This window comes from bacterium (genome assembly GCA_035528375.1).
Taxonomy (GTDB): Bacteria; RBG-13-66-14; RBG-13-66-14; order RBG-13-66-14; family RBG-13-66-14; genus RBG-13-66-14.
Genome location: DATKYS010000140.1, coordinates 1 through 17,487 on the forward strand (window position 1 = coordinate 1; position 17,487 = coordinate 17,487).

Here is a 17,487-nt window from a genome sequence, read left to right on the forward strand (position 1 = left end):
CCGGGCCCGGTAGCGCCGGGGGGGGGGGGACGCGGAGGTGAGGGTCGCGTTCCCCCTCTCCCCGTGGGAGCGGTGCGCCGACGGGGATGGGGGTGAGGGCTGCTTTATAAGAAAACGGGCGGACCTGAAGGTCCGCCCCTACGTCATCGCAATATGCAAGGCACGGGCCGGGGTGAGGGGGTAAACGCGGCGGCCCGCAGAGGACTCGTCCTACGGGGCCGCCCTACATCATCGCAACATGCATGTCCCCTCCCCCCTCTGGGGGGAGGGTTAGGGAGAGGGGTGGGAGTATGGACACCCGCCCCTACGGGTGAGATGTGGATTTCACACCGTCCCCGTAGGGGCCGACCGACGGCGCGCCGTTCAGGTCGGCCCGCGGGCGACCGCAGAGGGTCGCCCCTACGTCATCGCAATATGCAAGGCACGGACCGGGGTGAGGGGGTAAACGCGGCGGCCCGCAGAGGACTCGTCCTACGGGGCCGCCCTACATCATAGCAATTGGCGATGGTCCGCAGGTGTGGGTCAGGAACCCGGCGGCGGGGGCGGCCTGGTGGTCAGCTCGGCGTAGGGCGGGGCGAAGTACCAGGCGTCGCGCCACTCGGCCGGGTCCATCCGCGCCAGGCCCTCCAGGTCGTCGCGCCGGTGCAGGACGGTCACCGTGGCCGACCGGGGCAGGACGAGGTGGTATCGCTCCCAGAGCCCGTCGCGCCGGGTGAGGTCCAGCTCGCTGGTCAGCTCGGGCGTCCCGCCGGCGAGAAATAAATCGGGGAAGGGTTGCAGCGTTATCCACTCCGGGGCGCGCCCCAGGACGTACTCCGAGTCGTAGCACTCGTGCCCCGGCTTCCCCAGGCCGGGGATTTTCAGCCCCTCCCGGGCGATGTGGGCGTCGGAGAGCCCCAACATGTCCACCGTCTCCAGGCCGGTAAAGTATGGAATCACGCCGGCGATGGTCACCGCCACGGTGTCGTCGGGGTCGGCGTTTTCCCCGAGCCAGCGGGCGGTGGCGTGGAGATGCTCCGAGTAGTACCGCAGGTCGCCGAAGGTTATCGTCGGCTCACTCCAGAAGGTGGAGAGGGCCCAACTTCCGGCGAAGAAGATTGCAATGACGGCCGGGACGGTAAGTTTCTTCCCGGGTATTTTTTCGAGGAGCCGTTCCGCGCCCAGGGCGGCGGCGGTGAAGACCAGCGGCAGGGTGGGCACCAGGAGCCGGAAAACCATCCAGTCCCCGCCGATGACGACGAAAAAGAGCCAGTAGGCCGCCGTGCCGGCGAGAATCGGCCAGAGCTTGCGTCCCTGGTTCCTCCACCGGACGGCCGCCAGGCAGGCGAGCGGCGGCGCGGTGAATAACAAAAACCGGCCCAGGTCGCTCAGACCGCGCTCCGCGAGGCGCCAGCTCAGCCCCGCCTTGACGTAAAAGGTGTTGGGGAGCCAGTCGCCGTAGTAGAGGAGCCGGAACGCGAGCTGCCCTCCGGCCAGGACGGCGAGGGGCGCCAGAAAGATGAAAACCTGCGGCCAGTTCCGGTCCCGGCGGAAGACGAGCCAGGCGAGACCGGTGAGGGCGAATAATGCCGCCTCGGGCCGGACCAGGTAGCCCAGGCCGAAGAGGGCCCCCGCCCCGAGAAGCTCGCCCCTGCGGCGTCGCTCGTCCGCCCCCTCCCGTCCGAGGAGCAGGTAAAATCCCCCGGCCAGGCACACCGCCAGGGCGCCCGTCTCCATGGCCCCGGCCAGGTGCCAGAACTGGAAGCTCCCGTTCAGCGCCACCATCCACGCCGCGCCCGGACCGGCCCAGCTTCCCTTCCCGCCCAATCTTCGTCCCAGAAGCCAGGTCAGGATGACGGCCCCCACGCCGAAGAGCCCGGCCAGGACCTTCGCCGCGACCGGCCCGGGGACGCCCAGCCCCATCAGCCCCGTCAGCATCGCCAGCCAGCCGAAGCTGGTATAGCCCTCCACCGGCTCGCCGGGGTTGAAGACCGGCCCGTGGCCCGCGAGCCAGTTGTCGGCGTAGCGCATGAAGATGTACGCGTCGTCCACCGAGTTCCACAGGAAGCGGTCGGCGTAGATGAAGGCCCCCGCGAGGACGACGATGACCGCCCCCAGCAGGAGTAACCGGCTCAACTTCTCGTGCTTATCGGTCGGCGGATTCACGATATTAAAAAAACGGGTTCGTCCCCGATGATAAACCACGCCCGGCGGTGTGGCAACGGCTCACTCGATCCGGCGCTCCACGATGCCCCCCGAGTCCAGGTCGAAGGTGACGTAACCGAGGAGTCGGGCGCAGTCGCGGTCGGCGAAGAACTGGAGCTGGCCCAACCGGTCCCCCGAGAGAGACCAGAGGAATAGCTGGAGGTCGCAGTCCCTCCACCCCTCGAGCCGTCTGAACTCGGCGGCGGCGGTGCGCATCCAGTTCTCCACCTGGCCGTCGGAGTAGCCGGGCAGCCTTTCGAAGGAGCCTCCCTCGGTGCGCCAGGTCTTGGTGGTGGCGGCCCCGCCCCAGTCCACCCAGACGGTGAGCAGCCTCCCGTCCCCGGAGAAGTACTCGAACTGCCACTCGGGGCAGTCCCGGGCGTTCGCCAGACCCCCCGTCTCGTCGAGCCAGACGCCGGCGACCAGGTAGCACCGAGCGTCGGGGTCCCACATCCGTGCGGCCTCGTCGGCGATGGGCCGGGCCCAGGCGACGCCACGGAACGTGAGGCAGTCGTACCCGGCGAGGTCCACCGTCAGCGGGTCGGAGGCGACCTGCGACTGTCTCGTCGGCTGGTCGCACCGCAGGACGTACCCGCTGATGTCGGTCACGCGGCCGCAGCTCAAAAGGAGGGCGAGGGTCGGCGGGAGCAGGAGAAGGCTTGCGGCGGGCTTGTTCACGGCTACCTTCACGTCTCGGGTGTAGATAGCCCAAATTAGTCATGATATGACTAGCACAATTTTTCTAAACCGTCAAGCGATAGAGGTATATCTTATTGATATTAAAAGATATAAAAAATAGTCGCGGGATTGACGCGACCGTACTTTCTTCGTACCGGGAGTGTGCCCGCCAATGTGGCCTCGGGGTCGCAGTTCGGGTGGGGGTGGACGACCGGCCGGGGACCAGGCGAGACCTTTACCGAGCACATAAAAAAGCCGCACCGGCGATGCGGCCCTCCACCCGTGGCGATGCTCCCTCTAGTAACCGTAGACCGGCGGCGGCGGAAGGGGCTCCACCACCCGCGCCAGTGGATGGGTGAAATACCACAGCCAGGTCCAGGTGAGGGGATCCATCCGTCGCAGCCCTTCGATGTCGTCGCGGCGGTGGAGGATGGCCCGCGTCGGAAGCAGCGGCATCACGATGTGGTAATCCCGCCAGAGCTCGCGGCGGGTGATCAGGTCGTAGTCGGGCAGGAAGGCCGGCTCCTCCCCCGAGAGCAGGAAGATCGTCGTAAGCCCCATGATTATCCAGTCCGGCTTCCGGTCCAGGAGGTAGTCGTTGTCGTAGCGTTCGTGGCCCGGAGTGGCCCGCCCGCCCAGGTCTATCCCCTCCCGGGCGATGTGCCGGTCGTTGAGCCCCAACGTGTCTATGGCCCGCAGGCCCGTCAGCCAGGGGATGATGCCCGCGCTGGAGACGGCGATGGTGTCGTCGGGGTCGCTGACCCCGGCGAGCCAGTGGCCGGTATGGAAGTGCAGCGTTTCATGGAACCGGTACTCGCCGATGTGGGCGTACTCGCCCCGCGAGGCTGACAACAGGCAGAGCCCACCCACCGAGGCCGCGACCAGGACCGGCAGGGCGGCCTTCCGCAACGGTAGATTGAGCCCCCGCAATCGGTCCAGACCCAGCCCCGCCGTCACCGCCAGTATCGGCAGAACCGGCACCAGCAGGCGCCAGGCCATCCAGTCACCCCCGATGAGGACCAGGTAGATGAAGTAAAGCCCGACGGCGGCGAGCATCGGGGCGAGACGTCGCCCGAGCCTGCGCCAGGGAAGGGCCGCCGCGAGCAGAAACAGCGGCAGGTGGCTCAGGATGAAGCCGCCCATGAATCCCAGGCCCCGCAGGAGCAGCCTGCCGTTGAGGCCGGTCTTGGCGTAGAAGGTGTTGGGCAGCCAGTCGCCGTAGTAGGCCAGGCGGAAGACCTCGTGCCCGCCCACCAGTATCGCCGTCGGCAGCAGGTAGATGAGCAGGCGCTTGAGCCGCCCCTCCCGGCCCGGCCAGACGTAGAGCACGCCCAGGAGGGTGAAGAGGTTGCCCTCGGGCCGCAGGAGGCCGCTGAGGCCGAAGAGCAGCCCGGCCCCGATTATTTCCCGGTTCCTTCTCTTCGCGTCGGCGTTTTCTCCGCCCAGGAGCAGGTAGAAGCCGGCGGTGAGCGTCAGGGCCAGGGGGGCGACCTCCATCGCCCCGGCCAGGCCCCAGAAGGTGAAGCTCGATGAGAGGGCCAGCGCCCAGGCGGTCGCCGGACCGGCCCACGAGTCCCTTCCCCCCAGGCGCCGCCCCAGGAGCCAGGCGAAAATGATGGCCCCCAGGATGCAGAGCTCGGCCAGCGCTTTCGCCGCCAGTGGTCCCGGCACGCCCAGCTTCATCAACCCCGCCAGTAGCGCCATCCAGGCGAAGTTCGTGTAGCCCTCGACGCGTTCTCCGGGGTTGTACACCGGGCCTAGTCCATCGTCCCAGTTGCGGGCGTAGCGCAGGGTGATGTAGACGTCGTCCAGGGAGAGCCAGTCGAACTCGACGGCGAACCAGACCGCCGAGGCCGCAGAAAAGGCCAGCGCCGCCACGAGCAGCCACTTGGCGAGCCTTTGCCGTCCGTCGGTCAGGGTCACGGTTGTTCTCCGGGAAAGCGGTTCCGAGCCACGCTCGCAGAATTATAGCACACCGGTTCCGAGCCTGCGCCGGGGTCTACCCTCGATGTACGGCTGGGGCGGATTTATTTGGGAGGAGTGCGGAGCCCCCGCCCTACATTAAAACAACACGCGACGCGCGAGCCGGGGTGAGTGCCGCCTTATTCTCCCTCTCCCCGTGGGAGAGCGGTGAGGGGTAAAAAACGGGCGGGTCAGGAGACCCGCCGCTACGGCAATCCATCGGCACAATGGGCTGATTCGCCCCGGGTTCCGGCCGCTCGATCAACCCATGTCCAGGGCCAACCGGGTAGACTGCTTGCGGGGCAGAATCAACCGGTTCAATATCCCGCCCGCCGTCTTGAACGGCCGGTTGAGTATCCGGTGCGCCTCCCGGTGCAGGAACCTCATCCGTTCGGGGGTTATGTACGGGTGGTTCCAGACCAGATGCTCGGTGTTATAGTGCCGGTAATCGCGGTCGAAGATACCGTAGGTGGATTCAAACTGGTCCCACATCGGCGTCTTTGGGAAGGGGGTCAGTATGCTGAGGGCGAAGACGTCGAAGCCCATCTCCCCCAGCCGGCGGACGTCCCGGAGGGTATCCGCCTCATCCATGTTCTCGTGGCCGACGATGTAGTTGATCATCCGGTAGATCCGCCCCTTCTCCTTGGTTTTGCGCGCGAACTCGATTATCTCCTCCACCTTCTGCTTTTTATTGACGGTGTCGAGCACCTGCTGGGAGACGACCTCGACGCCGATGCAGGTGGCTATCAGCCCGCGCTCGCACCAGGTGTCCAGGTTGTGGAGCACGATCGAGGCCCGGGTCATCGCGAACCAGTGGAAGCCGTACCGGGCGAAGAGGAGGGTGATGTGGTCGCTGGCCACGGGGTCTATGCCGAAGGTCTCGTCGAAGAGCAGGAGGTATTTTATCCCCATGCTCTTGAGCTTTCGGAGCACGTTTTCGATGCCTTCCTCGTTGATGTTGAAGGAGTGCCCCCCCCCGAAGGCCGCGGCCTGGCAGAAGACACATTTGTACGGGCAGCCGTGCCTGGTGTAGAGAATCGCCACGTTAATCAGCTTGATTTTTCCGTGGTTGATGCTGAGGTTGCCGATTACCAGGGGGTGTTTGATCTGGTCGTCGGGCACCCGGTGTCCGAAGAGCTCGGCGACGGCGTTCTCGCCGGGTCCGATGACCGTGCGGTCCACCAGGGATTCAATGTGCGGGTCGAGGGCGCCGTAGTTCCCCGCCCATATTTCGCGCACGCCCTGGCGCCGGGCCTCCGCGATCATCCGCTCGACCTCGGTTATCTCGCTCTGGTAGAGGCTGAACCCGACGATGTCCCAGCCTTCCGCCAGCTTGGCCTTGTACTCATTCCAATTCGGGAACTCGAGCAGCTCCACCTCGGGCACGTTGCGCTTGATGAATCGGAGGCCGATGTTGAAATCGCGCGGCATGCACGGGCTCCAGGGCTTGTGCTGGAAGTTGTCGTTGACGAAGTCCACGTAGATACCCGAGAAACGCTTGTAGACGGTGCTCAACAGCACTCGGGGTTTCGATGACATCGTGCTCAATGGCTTGACTCCTTACCGAGTTGCACGGGTGGAAAACTCTGCAGATGACGCCATCACTGATGCTTCCAGACGTGTTTTGGCTTCTAATCCCGGTTATATAAATCGGGCGGGTATCCACACCAGCCCGAGGCCTGCCGCGAGGATCACCACTGCGAGAACGGGGAATTTTTTAAAGACTTCGGGAAAAATTTCCCGTTCTACACTTCTTTGCTCCGTGGTGTTTCCCTTTTCATTGAGGGGAAGTATAGCACTTTTTCGATATGTATGTGTTCGACGCCGCAGAGCCCATCGGGGACGAACGGAGGGAGCGATGGAGCCAGCCTCGCACCGCCCTTCGTTTTATATTTTCGGCTGGCGTACGTAACCCCGCTCCTGCGGGTGAGGTGTGAACCACGCGCCACCCTCGTAGGGGCCGACCGACGGCGCGCCGCTCAGGTCGGCCCGCGGGCGGGTGTGGACACCCGCCCCTACGCGTCTTTGCGCTTCGCCGGGGATTCGGAGGCTAGATTTTCTCGCTCACGCTCTTCCCCTGCAGGAAGAGCAGCAGGTAGTCGCGGCCGCCGGCCTTCGAGTCGGTCCCGCGCTAAATTACTACCGAGGGAAAATTTGCATGGCTGACATCTGAACAGGATTTGGTTGATAACCGGGACAACTACTCATCAATGATCTTGTTTGCTGGGCTAACACCATCATCCCACCGCCAAGCTGATGCATCGGCCCACCATACCTAAAGGGGCTGTCATAACTTGTATAGCGTGAGGCGAGAATCCGGCTGGATGAGCTTAAAGCAGTATGTAAATCAAAATCATCGTTGCGTCTTCTCTGCTCTTCTGCTGCTACTGCTTGAAGTTCTCTTCGTTTTTTCGCTAGGTTCTCAATTTCCTTAAGCACCTCTGCATATGTGAACGCTTGCATTAAGGCAGCCATCTCCCCTTCGTCGCAATAAATGCCTTCCATATCAGACAACCCATCATTACATTCATCCTCATACATCTCGTCTAAACTCATCTTTTCTTCCTTTTCAACAAAAAATAAGGTTAATTAACGCGACAACTAAAATAATAAAAACAAAAATAACTAAAGTCAAACCTCTTGTAGCCCACTCTTTTTTAACTTTTTGTTGTTGAATTTGTTTTTGAATTCGTTCTTGTTCTTCAATCCGTTTCTTTAGTTCTTTTTCTCGTTCTTCTTCTATCCTTCTAGCTTCAATAAAAGGTTCTGCACACTCATTACACCGATCCCCAAAATCATGGTCATATGACCAACATTTTGCGCATACTCTTTTTCCACAAACTCGGCACTTGTAAATATTATCGCCGCGAACCAGGTTGATCCCAGCTCCGCAAATCTCACAAAAGACAACAACAGGAACCTTACCCATGATTTATCCTCTACATGGAAGTTAGAAAAAGAAACAGCAAGCCTTAATCAGCTTACTGTTTCTTGTTTGCGCTGTCAAGATTAAGGGAGAGTTCGCTACAGTTTCTCGCTCACGCTCTTCCCCTGCAGGAAGAGCAGCAGGTAGTCGCGGCCGCCGGCCTTCGAGTCGGTCCCCGACATGTTGAACCCGCCGAAGGGCTGCACGTCCACCAGGGCACCGGTGCATTTGCGGTTCAGGTAGAGGTTCCCCGTGTGGAGCTCGCGCCGGCCGCGCTCGAGGTTCTCGCGTTTTTTCGAGTACAGCGCCCCGGTGAGGCCGAAGGGGGTCGAGTTGGCGATGCGCACGATGTCGTCGAAATCCTTGGCCTTCACCACCGCGGTGACGGGGCCGAAAATTTCCTCCTGGGCGACGCGGGCGTTCCAGGGCACATCCACGAAGACCGTGGGCTCGATGTAGTACCCCTGGCGGCCGATGACCTGTGCCGGCCTGCCCCCGCACAACAGCCGGGACTCCTTCCTGCCGATTTCGATGTAGGAGAGGATTTTGTCGTAGGAGTCCCGGGTGATTACTGGGCCGTGGTTGTTCACCGCCGGGCCGTCAATCCACTCCGTGGGGTCGTGGGTGACGATCTTGGGGACACGCCTGCCGAGCTTTTCCACCACCTCGTCGTAGATTTTCTCGTGGACCATGGCGCGGCTGCCGGCGGAGCACTTCTGGCCCTGGTAGCCGAAGGCCGCCACGGCGACGCCCTCGACGAAGGCGTCCACGTCGGCCGTCTCGTCGGCGGCCATGAAGTCCTTGCCGCCCATCTCCAGCACCGTCCGCTTGAGCCACCTCTGCCCGGGGTGGACCTTGGCGGCGCGCTCGAAGATGCGCGTACCCACCTCCATGGAGCCGGTGAAGTTGATGAAGCGGGTCCGGGGGTGGTCCACGATGAGGTCGCCGATTTCGCCGCCGGAGCCGGGGATGAAGTTCAGCACGCCCGGCGGAAGGTTGAGCTCCTCGAAGATTTCCACCAGTTGCCAGGCGATGGCCGGGGCCGGGGTGGCGGGCTTCAGGCAGACGGTGTTCCCCGCGACGATGGGCGCCGTGGTGATGCCGGCCATGATGGCGAAGGGGAAGTTCCAGGGCGGGATGGCGACCCCCGCGCCCAGGGGGATGTAGAAGTAGTCGTTCTCCTCGCCGGGCCAGGGGGTCAGCTCCTGGGGTCGGGCGTAGCGAATCGCCTCCCGGGCGTAGAATTCGAGAAAATCAATTCCCTCGCAGGTGTCGGCGTAGGCCTCGATCCAGTTCTTCCCCTCCTCGTACACCATCCAGGCGGAGAGCTCGTATAGGCGCTCGCGGCAGATTTGGGCGGCGTTCAACAGGTAACGCGCCCGGTGCTCGGCCGGGACTCTTCGCCAGCTCTCGAAGGCCTCGTTTGCCGACTCGATGGCCCTGGCGGCCAGCTCGGCGGTGCACTTGTGGAAGGTGCCGACCACCTGGTCCGTGTTGCCGGGGTTGATAGAATCGAAGGTCCTGTGCGTCTCCACGTGCTCGCCGTTTATGACAAGCGGGTAGGTACGGCCGAGCTTCGATTCGACCAGCTTCAGGGCCTCCTCCATTTTTTTCCGGGGGCCCGGTTCCGAGAAGTTCACGTAGGGTTCGTTCTTGAAGGGGGGCAGCATCGTGGCCATCCTCCGGTTTGAGGTTTGCGATGGTCGTTGAAAAGTCCCACCGATTATACGACGCCGCCCGAGGGAAATAAAGCGGGCGGCCGCGGCGCCTCCGGGAACCCCGTCGGAACCCCCGTCTCCTCCCGATCGTAGGGGGAGGACAGCCCTCTTTCCGGCGGGGGATGAATGCCGGGCCGGAAACCTTGACGGAGGGCGTATTTTCGAATATATTACTAAAGTCTTATCTCGTAACTATTTGATTTCGTTGAATGTGACTTAGGACGGCGGGATGTTGACTCCGGAAGAGGCCGTGCGCTCCCTGCGCTTGAAGGTCGAGTGGTCGGGTTTCCCGCCCCTCTTCCCCCCGCGCTTCGTCCGGGAAGAGCGGAAAAAGGCGCTGCTCAAGTGCTACCGGTTCCTCTCGGAGGGGAAGACGACCGAGGCGCAGGACCTCCTGACGGCTCTGAGCGCGGAGGTCGAGGACGAGACCAACGTCGCGGCGCTCTTGAACCTGGTCGCCTACTGCCGGATGGAGTCGGGCGACCACGAAACCGCCAAGGGCACCTACATGCAGGCTATGAGCGCGGGCCAGCGGCTCGCGCACCCGGGTATCCAGATGGACGCCCTGACGGGAATCAGCGTCACGGAGGCGTCCCTGGGCGAGTACGGGCGGGCCAGGCACATCGTGCTCCACGGCATTGGCATTTCCGGCGCCGGCGACGTCGTCCAGCTGGCCACCCTCAAGCGCTCCCTGGGCTTCGTCGAACGGTCGGCGAACCAGCACGACGACGCCCTCGGCCCCCTGGGCGAAGCCCTGCGACTCTTCCGGGAAGCGGGCGACGACGTCGGAGCGGCCTGGACCCACCTCGATCTGGGCGCCTGTCACAAGCGGGCGGGCCGGTTCGCCGAGGCGGCGGCTTCCTTCCGTTCCTCGGTGGAGCGGTTCGACGCGCTTGAGTGCAAGCCCGGCATGTCCAAGGCCATGATTCAGCTCGGGGCGGTCGAGGAGCTGCGCAGCAATGTGGAAGAGGGGCTCGAGATCCTGAACCGCGCCCTCGTCATTGCTGAGGAGGCGGATTACAAACCGGGGATCGCGCTTTGTCTGAACAACATCGGCGTCATCCTGAACCGCCGGGGCATGTACGAGAGCGCGATCGAGCACTTCAAACGCGCCCACCGAATAGCGGGGATCATCGGCGACGTGTCCCTGGCGAGCGGGTCCGTCAACAACCTGGGGAACGTCTACTGCGACCGGGGCGAGCTGGACCTGGCCAAGGAGTCATACAAATCCGCCATCCAGAGCCAGAGACACTGCCGCAACGAGGAGATTCTGGTCGGTTATCTGGGCAACCTCGGCCTGGTTTACCTGGAGCTGGGCGAGTTCCGGAAGAGCGCGACGTCACTGGAGGAGGCGGTATTTCTCTTCTCGAAGGGCAACAACCGCTTCGGCGAGGCGGTGATGCTCTCCAACCTGAGCGGCGTGTACATCGAGATAGGCAAATACAGGAAGGGGATGGGGCTTTGCGAACGGGCGCTCTCCATCTTCCGGGAGCTGGACACCCCATGCGCCATCGCCGAGGCGCTGTCTAATCTGGGGTTCGCCCGCTCGTGTATCGGGGAGCACGAGGGCGCCGAAGAGGCCTTGCAGGAGGCCCTGAAGGTGCTCAAGGGGATTGAAGAGCCGATAACCCTCGCGCAGATTCTGGTCAGGAAGGCGCTGGTTGAGGCGGACGCCGGTAAGCTCGACGGGGCGCTGACCACGATGCGCAAGGCCCTGGGCGTTTACACGAAGCTGGGCCAGGCGAACAAGGTCACTTACTGCCAGTCCATTCTGGCCAGGCTGAACGGCCTTTTGGGGAAGACGGAAGAGGCGGCGCGTTTCATCGGGGAGGCGGAACCCGTGTTGGACAGGATGCCGGATTCGGTGGAGAAACTGAAGTGTCGCCTGAACCTGGGGGCCGCACTGCGGACGACCGGCGACCGCCGGAGGGCGTACGATTTACTGCGCTCCGCGTACCTGGGATTTTTCAAGATAAACGCGGCGCCGGGAGTTGCGCAGTCCCTCGGCGAGCTGGGGCTGCTCGCCCGCGAAACCGGGAATTATCCCGGGGCGGCGGCGTACCTTTCCGCCGCGGTCAAGACGCTGGGCGCCTTCGGCGGGCATCCGCCGGAAAAAGAGCCCCTCGAGGCAGCCCTGGGTGAGGCGCGAACGGCCCTGACCCGGGAAAAACAAACGCCGGTCGCCTTCGACCCGGCGAACCCGCCCGAGCTGGGCGTCTGACCGTCACCCCGCCGCCGGTCGTCTGAGCCATGACGCCCGTTAGATGCCAATTCCGCGCCGACGCCCCTGCTGAATGTTGGGCGGGAGTTTCAGTCCCCGCCGTTTTCAGGCCCCGACCCTCACCCTGACCCGTAGGCGCGCCTCTCCCTGGGAAGGAGAGTGGAAGCGGGCCGACCTAAACGGCGCGCCGTCGGTCGGCCCCTACGTAGGTCATTGGCCGTAGGGCGGGGATAGGTATCTGCGGCCGAAGGCAAATCCCCGCCCTACGGTGTGATGGTGGGGGCCCACTATACTGGCCCCCTTTGGTTGCGGGGGCCGGGAGCGGAAAGAACGCCGGATTCGACGTTGCGCTTGTTAAGGCGGGGGCCCACTATACTGGCCCCCTTTGGTTGCGGCCTGGAAACGAAAACAACGCCGCGTACGGCGTTGTCTCTTTACTATGGCGGGGGCCCACTATACTGGCCCCCTTTGGTTGCGGGGGCCGGACTCGAACCGGCGACCTTTGGGTTATGAGCCCAACGAGCTACCGAACTGCTCCACCCCGCGAAGAGAATGTAGCACATAAAGGGGGAGGCGTCAACTGAGGGTTACTGGACCCGGGCTTCCTCCTGGGGCAGCGGCTCCTGGACGTTCTCCGGCAGAGGGGTGGGCGGGGCCTCGATGGTGAAGTGGGCGGTGGCCTCGGCCCGCTCGTTGGCCTTGACCTTGTCGAAGCAGGTGACGTGGACCTCGTAGGTACCGGGAAGGAAGGCTACAGGGTCTATGAGAATCTCGTTGCTGAATTCGACGGCTTCGCCCTTGCCGGTGAGCGCGGCGATGGCCCCGTCGGCGAAGGCGATGGAGTCGGGGTCGTCGGCCAGGTAGATTTCTATCTGCTCGACCACGTTGTACTCGCCGGTTTTGGCGTCCAGGGCGGGCCGCGTGACGGTGAACACCACGCCCAGAGTGTCGCCCAGGTCGAGCTGGGCGGCGGATAGTTCCAGTCCGGCGATACCGTAGCCGGTCTCGACGGTCTCCCCCTCCTCCTCGCAGGCGACGAGGGTCAGGAGGAGGACCGGAATGAGCAGCAGTTTTTTCACGGGAAACCTCCCTGATGCGGAGTGGGTCAGCGGTCCCTCCTGGGGCGACGGTCGGACCGTCCTCGCCCCGAGCCGCCCCTGTCGGAGCCCCGGTCAGAGCCCCGGTCGTCGTCGCGCCGGCGCTCCTCGAAGCCCTCGGGCTTTTCCAGAAGGAGCCTGCGGGAGAGGTTGAGCCGGCCCTGGGAGTCAATCTCGGTGACCTTGACCGTCATCTCGTCGCCGACCTTGCAGACGTCCTCGACCTTGCCGACGCGGCCCCACTCCAGCTCGGAGATGTGGACCAGGCCGTCCTTCCCGGGGAGTATCTCGACGAAGGCGCCGAAGTTCATTATCCGGACGACCTTGCCGGTGTAAACCTGGCCCGGCTCGGGGTCGGTGACGATGCCCCGGATGATTTTCATGGCCCGCTCGAGGGCGTCGAGATCGGCCGAGGCGACGGTCACGTGGCCGTCGTCCTCCACGTCTATGGATACGCCGGTCTGTTCGATGATGCCGCGGATTATCTTGCCGCCGGGGCCGATGAGATCGCGGATTTTGTCCGTGGGGATGTCCAGGGTCTGGATGCGCGGGGCGTAGGGGGAGAGTTCGGCGCGGTGCACGGGCAGGACCTCGTCCATGCGGTCCAGGATGTGGACCCTGCCGCACCGGGCCTGCTCCAGGGCCCGCTTGAGCACCTCGGTGGGCAGGCCGTCGAGCTTGATGTCCATCTGCAGGGCCGTCACGCCGTTGCGGGTGCCGGCGACCTTGAAGTCCATGTCGCCCACGTGGTCCTCGTCGCCGAGGATGTCGGTGAGGATGATGTACTCGTCGCCTTCTTTTATCAGGCCCATGGCGACGCCGGCCACGGCGGCCTTGACCGGTACGCCGGCGTCCATGAGCGCGAGAGACCCGCCGCATACCGTGGCCATGGAGGACGACCCGTTGGACTCGGTGATGTCACTGACGATGCGGATGGTGTAAGGGAAATCGTCCTTGTTGGGCAGGATGGCGGTTATCGCCCTTTCGGCCAGCATGCCGTGTCCTATCTCCCGTCGCCCGGGCCCGCGCAGGAAGCGCACCTCGCCCACCGAGTACGGCGGGAAGTTGTAGTGCAACAGGAAGCGGGACCAGTACTCCTCGGTCAGGGTTTCTATCTTCTGCTCGTCGGAGACGGTGCCCAGGGTGACGGTGACCATGGCCTGGGTCTCGCCGCGGGTGAAGAGGGTGGAGCCGTGGGTGCGGGGGAGGAAGGAGGTCTCGATGGTGATGGGGCGGACCTGGTCCGGTTTCCGTCCGTCCACGCGGAGGCCCTCGGTGACCACGCGTCCCCGGACCACCTCGCGCTCGAGCTCTCTGAGGATGCGCTTTGCCTGGGTGAGCCGGTGGGCCTTATCCTCGGACTCCTTCCAGCGCTCCTCGAGCTCGGCCAGCACGTCATTTTTAATTTCCTTGATGGCGGCCTTGCGCGCCAGCTTGTCGGCGGCTCCGGTCATCGCCCGGAAAAGGTTATCCCCGACCATCTCTCGGACGAGGGCCGCGATTTCGGCGTCCGGCGCGATCTCCTCCGGTACCTGCTTCGGCTTCCCGACCTCGGCGACCATCTCTTTGATCAGGGCGATGATTTTTTTTATCTCGGCGTGGGCGGCCTCCAGGGCCTCGGTCAGAACCTCCTCGGGCACCTCCTTGGCCTCGCCCTCGACCATCACCAGGGCGCCGGAACTGCCGGAGACCACGATGTCCATCTGCGATTTCTCCAGCTCACTGTTGCTCGGGTTGAACACCAGCGTGCCGTCAATCCTGCCCACGCGGACCGCCCCGAGGATGTGCTCGTGGGGTATGCTGGAGAGGGCCAGGGCGGCGAAGGCGCCGTTCATCGCCACGATGTCGGTCGGGTGCTCGGGGTCGGCGGAGAAGGCGGTGCCGACTATCTGGGTCTCGCGGTTGTGGGAGTTGGGCAGCATGGGGCGGATCGAGCGGTCTATCATACGGCAGACGAGTATCTCGCTGGTGGAGGGTCGCCCCTCGCGCTTGAAGAAACCGCCGGGGATTTTGCCGCCCGCGCTCTTGCGCTCCCGGTAGTCCACCGTCAGGGGGATGAAGTCCACCTCGCGGGGTTGCGGGTCTATGCAGGCGGTGTTGAGGACGACGGAGTCGCCCAGGGAGGCCAGGACGGCGCCGTCGGCTTGTTTGGCCACGCGGCCGGTTTCCAGCACCAGGGTGTTCTGCCCGATGGTTATCTCTTTGCGTAGGCTCATGGGTAAAGTCTCACTTTCGTGCCATTCTCGCGAGCTGGACCCCCAGTCACTTGCGGAGGCCGAGCTCGGTGATCAGCTTGCGGTAGCGCTCCTCTTCGGTGCGCTGTAGGTAGTTAAGGAGGTGCCGGCGTTTGCTGACCAGCTTCAACAGTCCCCGGCGACCGTGGTGGTCCTTGGGGTGCAGCTTGAAGTGTTCGGTCAGATCGGTGATGCGGGTGGTCAAGAGGGCTATCTGAACCTCGGAGGAGCCGGTGTCCCTTTCGTTGGCGCCGAACTTGGCGATGATTTCCGACTTCGTATCCTTGGTGAGAGGCATTTTTCTCCTCTAGCGGTTGGCGCCGCCGTACTTGGCGGCGGCGTCGAGGTCGTCCACGAGGATGTTGAAAAGGTTGGAGGCCATGTAGCGGCCCTCGCCTATGTAGAGGTCCATCACGTCGAGGGCGGCGGTGCGGGCCGTCTGAATCAGGGTGCGGTCGTAGATGGACAGTTTGTCAAAACCTTTGATGTAGCGGTCGTAGGCGGACGAGTAGAAGTCGTCGAAGAGGAGGTCGGCCTCCTCGGCGTCCCCCCGGCGATGGGCCAGCATCCCCTGGAAGAAGGGAATCAGCGGCTCTTCGGGGTCGCGCTCCTGGAGCCTTCCGACGACCTCCTCCACGGTTACGAGGTCGCCCGAGTCCAGGGCGAACATCGCGTCATCGAAGTCCTCGCGGGTGAGATCGCAGGGCTTTTTTGAGGCGCAGCCTAAGCCGCAGCCCGCGAGGATCGCCGCCAGGGTAAAGATAATTTTTGCGCGTCCGAGCATCTCATCCATCCGTGGATGAAAAAGCCGGCGCGGCGGCCGGCTAAAGGAGTCAACCTTCAGTGCCCCTCGTTTTCCGGGAGGAGACGGAATCTGCCCGCTCTCCTTGGGCCGGGTCCCGGTCCTCGAGGGGCTGCCGCCAAGGACCCAGCGCGGGAAGAATAACACGCCGGGCGCGATTATGCAAGATAAAAGGGGACCCGCCGGGTCCCCCGCAATATATCCCCGCGCTGCGCTAGAAAAAGTACACGACGCCGGCGAGGAAGCCGAAGGAGAAATGTGTTACCTCCCCGATGCCGAGAACGGGGCGCACCTCGGTGTCCAGGTAGAAATTTGCCCCGAGGGGTATCTGCATGCCCACGTGGAATGGAAGGGCGAAGTAGGCTCCCCCCCCGTAGTAGTATGTGCTGCCGACAAAGCCTATTCCCAATCCCATCCCGACGTAGGGGTTTATCGAGGGAACGTTAAAGGAATACTTGAAGTTGCCGGTGAACTGGCCGACGAAGACGCCGGCGGTGATTATGTCGAATTCGGCGGTGATGTCTATGTTGGAGGTCAACTTGAAGTCGCCTATGAGGTTGATGCAGAAGGAGGGGTCCTGGTATCCCAGACGTAGGCCGGCGCCGACGCGGGCGCTGGCCGGTAGGGCCAAGAGGGCCAGAAGGACGATGGTCAAAACGGCCTTGCGCATGCTTGAACCTCTTTCCGAGATGAGGGGGTGAAATGTGGATGACCGCTCCTTTTATCTTATCAGTCGGATCCTTCGCGGGTCAAGATGGATGCTTAACATCTTGTAAATATGGTGGTTAACCGGGAAGACGCGGTTCGTGTTCGGGTACGTGAAGCTTGACTCGATTTCCGGCGTTGGTGTAATATCATTTTTTGCAGTGTTTGGAGCGAGCCGTCAAATGTCCACAGCCAAAGGAGGCACAATGAGGATAAATAGATTCCAGTTTACCTTCGCGCGCAGGTTCGTGCCCATAGCCCTCCTGGTGATGCTCTTGGTCGCCGGGTGCACGGACCCGGTCGCCAACGATCTCTACCAGGATCAGAACCAACCCGGCTCACCGGTCAGGGCTCAGGTTTTCCCGCCCTACGACCTCGAGCGGCACCCCGAGTACCTGGGGACCCTGCTGGTGTACCGGGAGTGGGAAGGCGGTCAAGGCGGGCAGCCCACCCCGCTCGACAAACCCTACATCACCATGTACCAGTCCCGGGAGCTGTACGACCCCAAAAACCCCGGCTACTTCGGCTTCAAGGTCTGGCGGAAGGCCGCCGGCGGGAACTGGGTTGAGCTGACCGACGGCAAGTACATGGTGCCCGAGACCATACGCTCCAACCCCATCCTGCCCGAGAACTGGAAAAGTTCCAACAAGTTGATCATCTACGACGAGCCCAACGTGGTTTTTAACACGAACAACGTGGAGCTGGACTTTCCCGCCTACAACCCGGACCTGGACGGCTTCAGGGGAGACCAGAACCCCATCCTGGGCTGGGACGTGCATAACCCATCGGGTTACTACCCCTACAAGTACTTCTTCAGCGAGAACTACTCCTACGGGTTCGTGGACACCGGTTTCGACGTCGGCACCATGGATTACGAGGATTACAAGTGGGCCGTCTGCTTCGTGGATTACTCGGGCAACATGTCCGACCCGGTAATCGTCGAGGTGGAGTAAACAAGAA

General features: G+C 63.2%; 14 protein-coding genes and 1 tRNA gene. 2 read left to right on the forward strand and 13 right to left on the reverse strand.

The features are described from left to right. Positions 1–522: 522 nt before the first annotated feature. The 7 genes from VM054_11655 to pruA all read right to left on the reverse strand — a co-directional run bounded on the left by VM054_11655 (position 523) and on the right by pruA (position 9,420). Entirely contained in the window at positions 523–2,115 is a 1,593-nt protein-coding gene (locus VM054_11655; GenBank protein HUT99713.1) for a glycosyltransferase family 39 protein, read from the reverse strand. A gap of 90 nt (positions 2,116–2,205) precedes the next feature. Further along, positions 2,206–2,862 carry a hypothetical protein gene (locus VM054_11660; GenBank protein HUT99714.1) on the reverse strand — a complete coding sequence of 219 codons (657 nt, stop codon included), beginning with the start codon at positions 2,860–2,862 and terminating at the stop codon, positions 2,206–2,208. Positions 2,863–3,159: 297 nt separating this feature from the next. Further along, complete coding sequence (locus VM054_11665; GenBank protein HUT99715.1) at positions 3,160–4,785, reverse strand: hypothetical protein; 1,626 nt, start codon at positions 4,783–4,785, stop codon at positions 3,160–3,162. 300 nt (positions 4,786–5,085) lie between these two features. Then, positions 5,086–6,339: a B12-binding domain-containing radical SAM protein gene (locus VM054_11670; GenBank protein ID HUT99716.1), complete on the reverse strand. Its 1,254-nt coding sequence runs from the start codon at positions 6,337–6,339 to the stop codon at positions 5,086–5,088. A 624-nt stretch (positions 6,340–6,963) separates the two neighbouring features. Continuing rightward, on the reverse strand, positions 6,964–7,380 hold the full coding sequence (locus VM054_11675) for a hypothetical protein (GenBank protein ID HUT99717.1): 417 nt from the start codon (positions 7,378–7,380) through the stop codon (positions 6,964–6,966). Between the two features lie 13 nt (positions 7,381–7,393). Continuing rightward, a complete protein-coding gene (locus VM054_11680; protein ID HUT99718.1) occupies positions 7,394–7,753 on the reverse strand; it encodes a hypothetical protein in 360 nt (119 codons plus the stop codon). Between the two features lie 95 nt (positions 7,754–7,848). Beyond that, positions 7,849–9,420, reverse strand: a complete 1,572-nt coding sequence (gene pruA, locus VM054_11685; GenBank protein HUT99719.1) for an L-glutamate gamma-semialdehyde dehydrogenase — start codon at positions 9,418–9,420, stop codon at positions 7,849–7,851. 277 nt (positions 9,421–9,697) lie between these two features. Between pruA and VM054_11690 the strand changes: the two genes are divergently transcribed. Continuing rightward, positions 9,698–11,689 carry a tetratricopeptide repeat protein gene (locus VM054_11690; GenBank protein ID HUT99720.1) on the forward strand — a complete coding sequence of 664 codons (1,992 nt, stop codon included), beginning with the start codon at positions 9,698–9,700 and terminating at the stop codon, positions 11,687–11,689. 469 nt (positions 11,690–12,158) lie between these two features. Here the strand turns inward: VM054_11690 and VM054_11695 are convergent. The 6 genes from VM054_11695 to VM054_11720 all read right to left on the reverse strand — a co-directional run bounded on the left by VM054_11695 (position 12,159) and on the right by VM054_11720 (position 16,492). Further along, positions 12,159–12,235 (reverse strand) — tRNA-Met (locus VM054_11695). 41 nt (positions 12,236–12,276) lie between these two features. Continuing rightward, positions 12,277–12,768, reverse strand: coding sequence for a hypothetical protein (locus VM054_11700; GenBank protein ID HUT99721.1), 492 nt, complete (start codon positions 12,766–12,768; stop codon positions 12,277–12,279). A 26-nt stretch (positions 12,769–12,794) separates the two neighbouring features. Next, a complete protein-coding gene (gene pnp / locus VM054_11705; GenBank protein HUT99722.1) occupies positions 12,795–15,002 on the reverse strand; it encodes a polyribonucleotide nucleotidyltransferase in 2,208 nt (735 codons plus the stop codon). Positions 15,003–15,048: 46 nt separating this feature from the next. Further along, positions 15,049–15,318 (reverse strand): 30S ribosomal protein S15, encoded by a 270-nt coding sequence (rpsO, locus tag VM054_11710; protein ID HUT99723.1) that lies wholly within the window; start codon positions 15,316–15,318, stop codon positions 15,049–15,051. 9 nt (positions 15,319–15,327) lie between these two features. Next, positions 15,328–15,804: a hypothetical protein gene (locus VM054_11715; protein ID HUT99724.1), complete on the reverse strand. Its 477-nt coding sequence runs from the start codon at positions 15,802–15,804 to the stop codon at positions 15,328–15,330. Between the two features lie 232 nt (positions 15,805–16,036). Further along, on the reverse strand, positions 16,037–16,492 hold the full coding sequence (locus VM054_11720; protein ID HUT99725.1) for a hypothetical protein: 456 nt from the start codon (positions 16,490–16,492) through the stop codon (positions 16,037–16,039). 241 nt (positions 16,493–16,733) lie between these two features. Between VM054_11720 and VM054_11725 the strand changes: the two genes are divergently transcribed. Beyond that, a complete protein-coding gene (locus VM054_11725) occupies positions 16,734–17,480 on the forward strand; it encodes a hypothetical protein (GenBank protein HUT99726.1) in 747 nt (248 codons plus the stop codon). The last annotated feature ends 7 nt before the right edge of the window (positions 17,481–17,487 follow it).